This is a genomic window from Burkholderia sp. Ap-955 (assembly GCF_011753045.1).
Taxonomy (GTDB): domain Bacteria; phylum Pseudomonadota; class Gammaproteobacteria; order Burkholderiales; family Burkholderiaceae; genus Burkholderia; species Burkholderia lata_D.
In genome coordinates this window covers 46,433-52,520 of the sequence record NZ_VWWH01000051.1, presented here as the reverse complement: position 1 = coordinate 52,520, position 6,088 = coordinate 46,433, and the positions used below count along the sequence as shown (strand labels likewise).

At 64.1% G+C, this 6,088-nt stretch carries 4 protein-coding genes and 1 rRNA gene; 2 read left to right on the top strand and 3 right to left on the bottom strand.

The window, feature by feature from the left end; genetic code table 11:
* The first annotated feature begins 2 nt into the window (after positions 1-2).
* Both rrf and F3J15_RS23920 read left to right on the top strand, forming a co-directional pair.
* Positions 3-115 (top strand): 5S ribosomal RNA (rrf, locus tag F3J15_RS23925).
* A gap of 673 nt (positions 116-788) precedes the next feature.
* Positions 789-2,213, top strand: a complete 1,425-nt coding sequence (locus F3J15_RS23920) for a DHA2 family efflux MFS transporter permease subunit (protein WP_166894449.1) — start codon at positions 789-791, stop codon at positions 2,211-2,213.
* A 274-nt stretch (positions 2,214-2,487) separates the two neighbouring features.
* Here the strand turns inward: F3J15_RS23920 and F3J15_RS23915 are convergent, their stop codons facing one another.
* The 3 genes from F3J15_RS23915 to F3J15_RS23905 form a co-directional block, all read right to left on the bottom strand.
* Positions 2,488-3,231 carry a 2OG-Fe(II) oxygenase gene (locus F3J15_RS23915; RefSeq protein WP_166894447.1) on the bottom strand — a complete coding sequence of 248 codons (744 nt, stop codon included), beginning with the start codon at positions 3,229-3,231 and terminating at the stop codon, positions 2,488-2,490.
* Positions 3,232-3,698: 467 nt separating this feature from the next.
* On the bottom strand, positions 3,699-5,291 hold the full coding sequence (locus tag F3J15_RS23910; protein ID WP_166894445.1) for an inorganic phosphate transporter: 1,593 nt from the start codon (positions 5,289-5,291) through the stop codon (positions 3,699-3,701).
* A gap of 185 nt (positions 5,292-5,476) precedes the next feature.
* Complete coding sequence (locus tag F3J15_RS23905) at positions 5,477-6,064, bottom strand: histidine phosphatase family protein (RefSeq protein WP_166894442.1); 588 nt, start codon at positions 6,062-6,064, stop codon at positions 5,477-5,479.
* Positions 6,065-6,088: the final 24 nt, after the last annotated feature.

The window sequence follows — 6,088 nt, the reverse complement described above, 5'->3', positions numbered from 1 at the left end:
TGCCTGATGACCATAGCGAGTCGGTCCCACCCCTTCCCATCCCGAACAGGACCGTGAAACGACTCTACGCCGATGATAGTGCGGATTCCCGTGTGAAAGTAGGTAATCGTCAGGCTCCCTAAGCCAAGAACCCCCGCCCGAAAAGGCGGGGGTTTTTGCATTTGGGTGGCGGAAATGCATGGGGGAGCGGAGTGGGCGGCCTGGCCATATCCAGGCGCCGCATGCGTCGATTCCGGCACTTTGCCGTTCTCGAGCAACCAACAGCGCTGCTACCACCAAAATTTTTAGGTGTGTTCCGCCACGCCCCCACACCAATCTGGCAGGTACCGAAGCGTCGAATGCGGCGTTGACGCGGGCCTCCATTGTTCTCGAGCGACCTACAGCCCCGTACCACCGAAATCTCCCGGTGCGTTCTCCTTTGGCCCACATCAATCGGCACGTCAATGAGTGCCTATATAACGTCGATCCATTCATGGATGGCGCCGTAATGGCAGAGGATGAGCAATTTTGGCTGAAAATGGCTGGTAATTGAGACGTCTGGGCGAAAGACATCCTGAGGCATCGACCGCGCCTTCGACACGCTGTGGCGACGTGATCGTCGGCGCACACAACGAACTCGGCGCCAAATCGTCATAAAAATCTATGCGCATAAAGTCCATTCGGGCGACATGCGCGGCAGAGCGGGGTGCAAGCCCTTCGGGGTAATATCGCCTTTCGTCCCGATTCCCGGCGCTTCCAGGCAACCGTGGGTGATCGGTGTCCTCCGTATTCCGTCTCCTGCACAATTCATGACTGACAGCCCAGCCCAAGGTGGTCGGACGACCGACTTCTTGCCGTATCTCGTCGCCGCGACGTTCTTCATGGAGTACCTCGACACGACCGTGATCGCGACCGCGCTACCGCAAATGGCGCGCTCGTTCGGTGTCGGACCGAACGCGCTGAGCCTCGGGATGACGGCCTACATGCTGGCGCTGGCAGTGTTCATCCCGATCAGCGGCTGGATCGCGGACCGCTATGGCTCGCGCACGGTATTCGCCAGTGCAATCGTCGTCTTTACCGGTGCGTCGGTGCTGTGCGGGTTGTCCGAGGGTGTCGTGACATTCACCGCCGCGCGCCTGCTGCAAGGCGTCGGCGGGGCGATGATGGTGCCGGTCGGGCGCATGATCGTCGTTCGCAGCACCGAGAAAGCGAAGCTGATGCGCGCGATCGCGACGATCACGTGGCCAGGCATCGTCGCACCTGTCGTCGGGCCGCCGATCGGCGGCTTCATCACGACCTATGCGTCATGGCGGTGGATCTTCCTGCTGAACGTCCCGTTCGGCATTGCCGCACTGGTCTGCACCTGGCTGATCGTCCGGAACACGCGGGCCGACGAGCAACGGCCGCTCGACTGGCTCGGCTTCGTGCTCGCCGGGGGCGCGCTGACCTGTCTGCTGATCGGTACCGAAGCGGCCGGCCAGCAGGACGTCCACTTTACGCGCGCAGCCGTCCTGGTGGGTGCAAGCGTGCTGTTCGGCGTCGCCGCCTGGTGGCATGCGCAACGTTGCGCGCATCCGCTGCTCGATTTCACCACATTGAAAGTGCCGACGTTCTCGGTGACCGTGATCACCGGGTCGATCACGAGAATGGCCATCAATGCCGTACCGTACCTGCTGCCGCTGCTGTTCCAGATCGGTTTCGGGCTATCGCCGTTCCAGTCCGGCCTGCTGCTGCTCGCGAGTGCGCTCGGCAATCTCGGGATGAAGGCGGGAACGTCGTGGATTCTCGACCGCTACGGCTTCCGGCGAGTCGCACTCGTCGACGTGACGATAGTCGGCCTCTTCACGATCGCATGCGGCTGGCTGACTGCATCGACGCCGCTGATGATCACGCTGTTCGTCGTATTCGTCTACGGACTGACGCGGTCGATGCAGTTCACGACGCTCGCCACGCTCGCCTATGCGGATATCCCGGCCCGGCAGACAAGCGCGGCCAGCACGCTGTGGAGCGCTGCTCAGCAGATGACGATCGGGATGGGCATCGCGTTCGGTGCATTGTCGCTTCGACTCGCGGCGTTGGTGCGGGGCGATGCGGTCGGCATGCACTACGTACTCGACGACTTCCGCTGGGCATTCGTCGCAGCGGGCGTACTCGCATTGCTGACGTTGCCGGGCTATGCACGGCTCGCCTCCGATGCGGGTGACCGGCTACGGGCAAATGTGGCGCGCGGGTAGGCCGGGTTTTCTGTCGCCTGTGTGCGGCGACAGGTGAGCGTCTGGGCTCTCTGTCGCGCACTCCAAACGTGGGCCCAGCGCGCAGCGACGGTCTGACGAGAAGCGAAAAGGTCATCTGTCATGGTGGCTGACCGAACTGACCGCCTGGTGATACCCGCTCGCGAAGAACCCTGATCGATCACGCGCGATTGGCACGTCGGATGCGCGGTATGTCCCGCGAGAATTCACCTGCGTGGCGGATGGCGCGGCAGCGTCGTGCTCGTTCCGATAGCCGTCACTGCGCGTCATGGAAGATGATGCCGACCGTGTGGCGATGGCCGCTCCGAATCCGGCTGACGCCGTGGCGCAGGTTGACGCGATAGACGCCGCGCGTTCCCTGCACGGGCCTGCCGTGCACGGCGAAGATGACGGCGTCGCCTTGTGTCAGTGGCACCACTTCCGCGCGCGACTGCATGCGTGGTCGCTGTTCCGTCAGCACGAATTCGCCGCCCGTGAAATCGCGGCCCGGCGCCGACAGCAGGATCGCGATCTGGAGCGGAAACACGTGCTCGCCATACAGGTCCTGATGAAGGCAGTTGTAGTCATCGGCGCCGTATTGCAGGATCAGCGGCGTCGGTCGCGTCTGTCCTGCCGCGTGGCAGCGATCGAGGAAGGCCGCGTGGTCTGCCGGATAGCGGACGTCGATCCCGAGTGCCTTGTTCCAGCGATTCGCGATAGGCGCGAGATGCGGGTAGAGCGTCGCACGCAGCTCGGCGATGATCGCGGGGAGCGGATACGCGAAATACTTGTATTCGCCGCGACCGAACCCGTGCCGCGCCATCACGACGCGCGAGCGATAGAGTGCATCGTGCGGATAGCGCGATGCGATCGTCGCGCACTCGCTTGCCGAGAGCAGGCCAGGGACGCGCGCACATCCGTAGCGATCGAGATCGGCGTCGACAGTCGTCCAGTCGATCGCGTCGATGCGTTGTGCAATGTCGAGCGATTCGACGGCAGGTTGCAGGTCGGCAATGTTCACGGGCGTCCCTCGGTTCGTCAGCAATGTGGCGCCATGTAGTCGTGCGGAATGCTTCGGGCACGTCGTCCGCACGATTGAGTCCACGGTCAATGTTGATGAGCCCAGTCTACGGATGTCCACGCGCCGGCGCGCTCCAGATCTTGCGCTTCAATTCGGGAAAGAAAGAGGGGGAGCGCTCGCGGCGGCATGGGCGCACCGAGTGCCTCGACGCGTCGAATTGGAGAAGCGGAGAAGCGGAGAAGCGGAGAAGCGGAGAAGCGGAGCGGAGAAGCGGAGAAGCGGAGAAGCGGAGAAGCGGAGAAACGGAGAAACGGAGAAACGGAGAAGCGGAGAAACGGAGAAACGGAGAAACGGAGAAACGGAGAAACGGAGAAACGGAGAAACGGAGAAACGGAGAAACGGAGAAACGAGGGTCGAGTTTTCTACGGCGGGTGGCCGGCTCCTGCCGGCCCCCGCCGCATCACCGCTTACGCCACCGACCGGAACAGCCAATAGAGCCCGCCGGCAAGCACGATCGACGCCGGCAGCGTCAGCACCCACGCCAGCACGAGGCTGCGAACCGTGCCCCACTGCAAGCCCGATCCGTTCGCCGCCATCGTGCCCGCGACGCCCGACGACAACACGTGCGTCGTCGACACCGGCAATCCGTACACGTCGGCCGCGCCGATCGTGAGCATCGCGACGAGTTCGGCCGACGCGCCCTGTCCGTACGTCAGATGCTGCTTGCCGATTTTCTCGCCCACGGTCACGACGATCCGCTTCCAGCCCACCATCGTGCCGAGGCCCAGTGCGATCGCGACCGCAACCTTCACCCACGTCGGGATGAACTTGGTCGCGTGGTCGAGCTGCTTGCGATAGTTGTCGATCGCGAGCTTGTCGTCGGCGGCGAACGCGGGCTGACCGGACTTCTCGATCAGGCGGATGGCTTCGGACACCAGATACATCGTATTGCGCACGTTGTCGACGTCACGTTGCGGCAGGGCCGCCATCGAGCCCGATGCACCGACCGCGGTCGCGAGCGACGCGGACAACTGCTGCACGGCGGGGATCACGGCAGGCGTCAGTTGGCGATGCTGTACGTAAAGCTCGACGTCGGCACGCGGGTTCGCGGACGGTGCAACGCCGTTCGTGTACTTCCCGAACGTCGCGGCGGCCTGGTTCGCAACCGCCACGAAGGTCTGTGTCTCGGCCGGCGTGACGGCCTTGTTCAGCGCATAGGCGGTCGGCACCGTGCCGATCAGGATCAGCATGATGAGTCCCATCCCTTTCTGCCCGTCGTTCGAGCCGTGCGCGAACGACACGCCCGTGCAGGTCAGGATCAGCAGGCAACGAATCCAGAACGGCGGCGGCTGGTCCTTCGGCGGCTCCTTGTACAGCTCCGGAATCCGCACGAGGGTTTTCAGCACGAGCAGCAGCAGCGCCGCGCACAGGAAGCCGACGAGCGGCGAGAGCAGCAGCGACTTGCCGACGCCGAGCGCCTGGCCCCAGTCGACGCCGCTTTTGCCGGACGGCCCGTGCATCAGCTGGTTCATCAGCCCGACGCCGATGATCGACCCGATCAGCGTATGCGAGCTCGACGACGGCAACCCGAAATACCAGGTCGCGAGGTTCCATACGATCGCGGCGATCAGCAGCGCGAACACCATCGCGAAGCCCGCACCGCTGCCGACCTGCAGGATCAGCTCGACCGGCAGCAGTTGCAGGATGCCGAACGCGACGGCGCCGCTCGAGATCATCACGCCGAGGAAGTTCCACAGGCCGGACCAGATCACCGCGACGTTCGGTGTCAGCGAGTGCGTATAGATCACGGTGGCCACCGCGTTCGCGGTGTCGTGGAAACCGTTGACGAATTCGAAGCCGAGCGCGATCAGCAGCGCGGCGCCGAGCATCAGGTACGGGAACAGCGATCCTTCGCGCATCGGCGACAGATCGTCGATCAGGTGCGTGGCGATATAGACCGCACCGATCGCGAGCACCAGCAGGAAGACGGCATAGCCGAGCTGCTTGGTACGCTCGACGGAACCCGAATTGCTCGGGGCAGACGAAGCAGGCTGATTCATGACGGTATCTCGTAAGGGAACCGCGACCGATCCTAGCTTCGGCTAGCAGTCAGTTTGATGACAGCAGGGACAACGAACGGAGCGTCTTACAGCGACGTAAGGTAAACATCGCCAGGCAATTGCGATACGACGCGACACGTCGGCTTGTGTCGTGGTCGATATCGCGAACTCAACATGGCAGGCGGCTACGTCGCAGTGTCGCGCCGATCGTCGTCGGCGATCAACGTCCATCCGTGCGGCGCCGCAGCGAATGTCGTGCACGACAGCGGTGCGACGTCGATGCGGGTTGCCGCGCCGGGATCCAGTCGCATGGCATGTGCGACGGCCGCGCGAACGATCGGCGCGTGCGTGATGGCGACGATGTCGCGGCCGTGTTGCAGCGCGTTCAACCACGTGCCGACGCGGCGCATCGCTGCATCGAACGATTCGCCGCCGTGCGGCGACGCGCAGGGATCGCCGATCCACGCGCCCAATTCGTCAGGCATGTCGCGCGCGAGGTCGTGCAGCCGCTTGCCGCGCCAGTTTCGGTAGTCGATGTCGCGCAGCGCGTCATCGATGTCGGCATGCAGGCCGAGCGCATCGGCGGTCTGCACCGCGCAGCGGGCCGGGCTGCACAGCACGCGCGCGCCGGTCACGCGTGCCCATCGGTCGTGCAGCGCCGCGGCGTCGGCAAGCCCGTGCGCGTCGAGCGGGTCGTCGTCGGGAAACGTACCGGTGCGCATTGCCCGGGTCGAGGCGTGTGCGATCAGGCGCAGCGAGGCATGCATGTTCATGTCGTTTTTCGGATGATCCGGGAC

Bases quoted from the DNA above. Each gene is read 5' to 3' on its own strand.
- F3J15_RS23920 (WP_166894449.1), top strand. From the start codon at position 789: ATGACTGACAGCCCAGCCCAAGGTGGTCGGACGACCGACTTCTTGCCG.
- F3J15_RS23910 (WP_166894445.1), bottom strand. From the start codon at position 5,291: ATGAATCAGCCTGCTTCGTCTGCCCCGAGCAATTCGGGTTCCGTCGAG.
- F3J15_RS23905 (WP_166894442.1), bottom strand. From the start codon at position 6,064: ATGAACATGCATGCCTCGCTGCGCCTGATCGCACACGCCTCGACCCGG.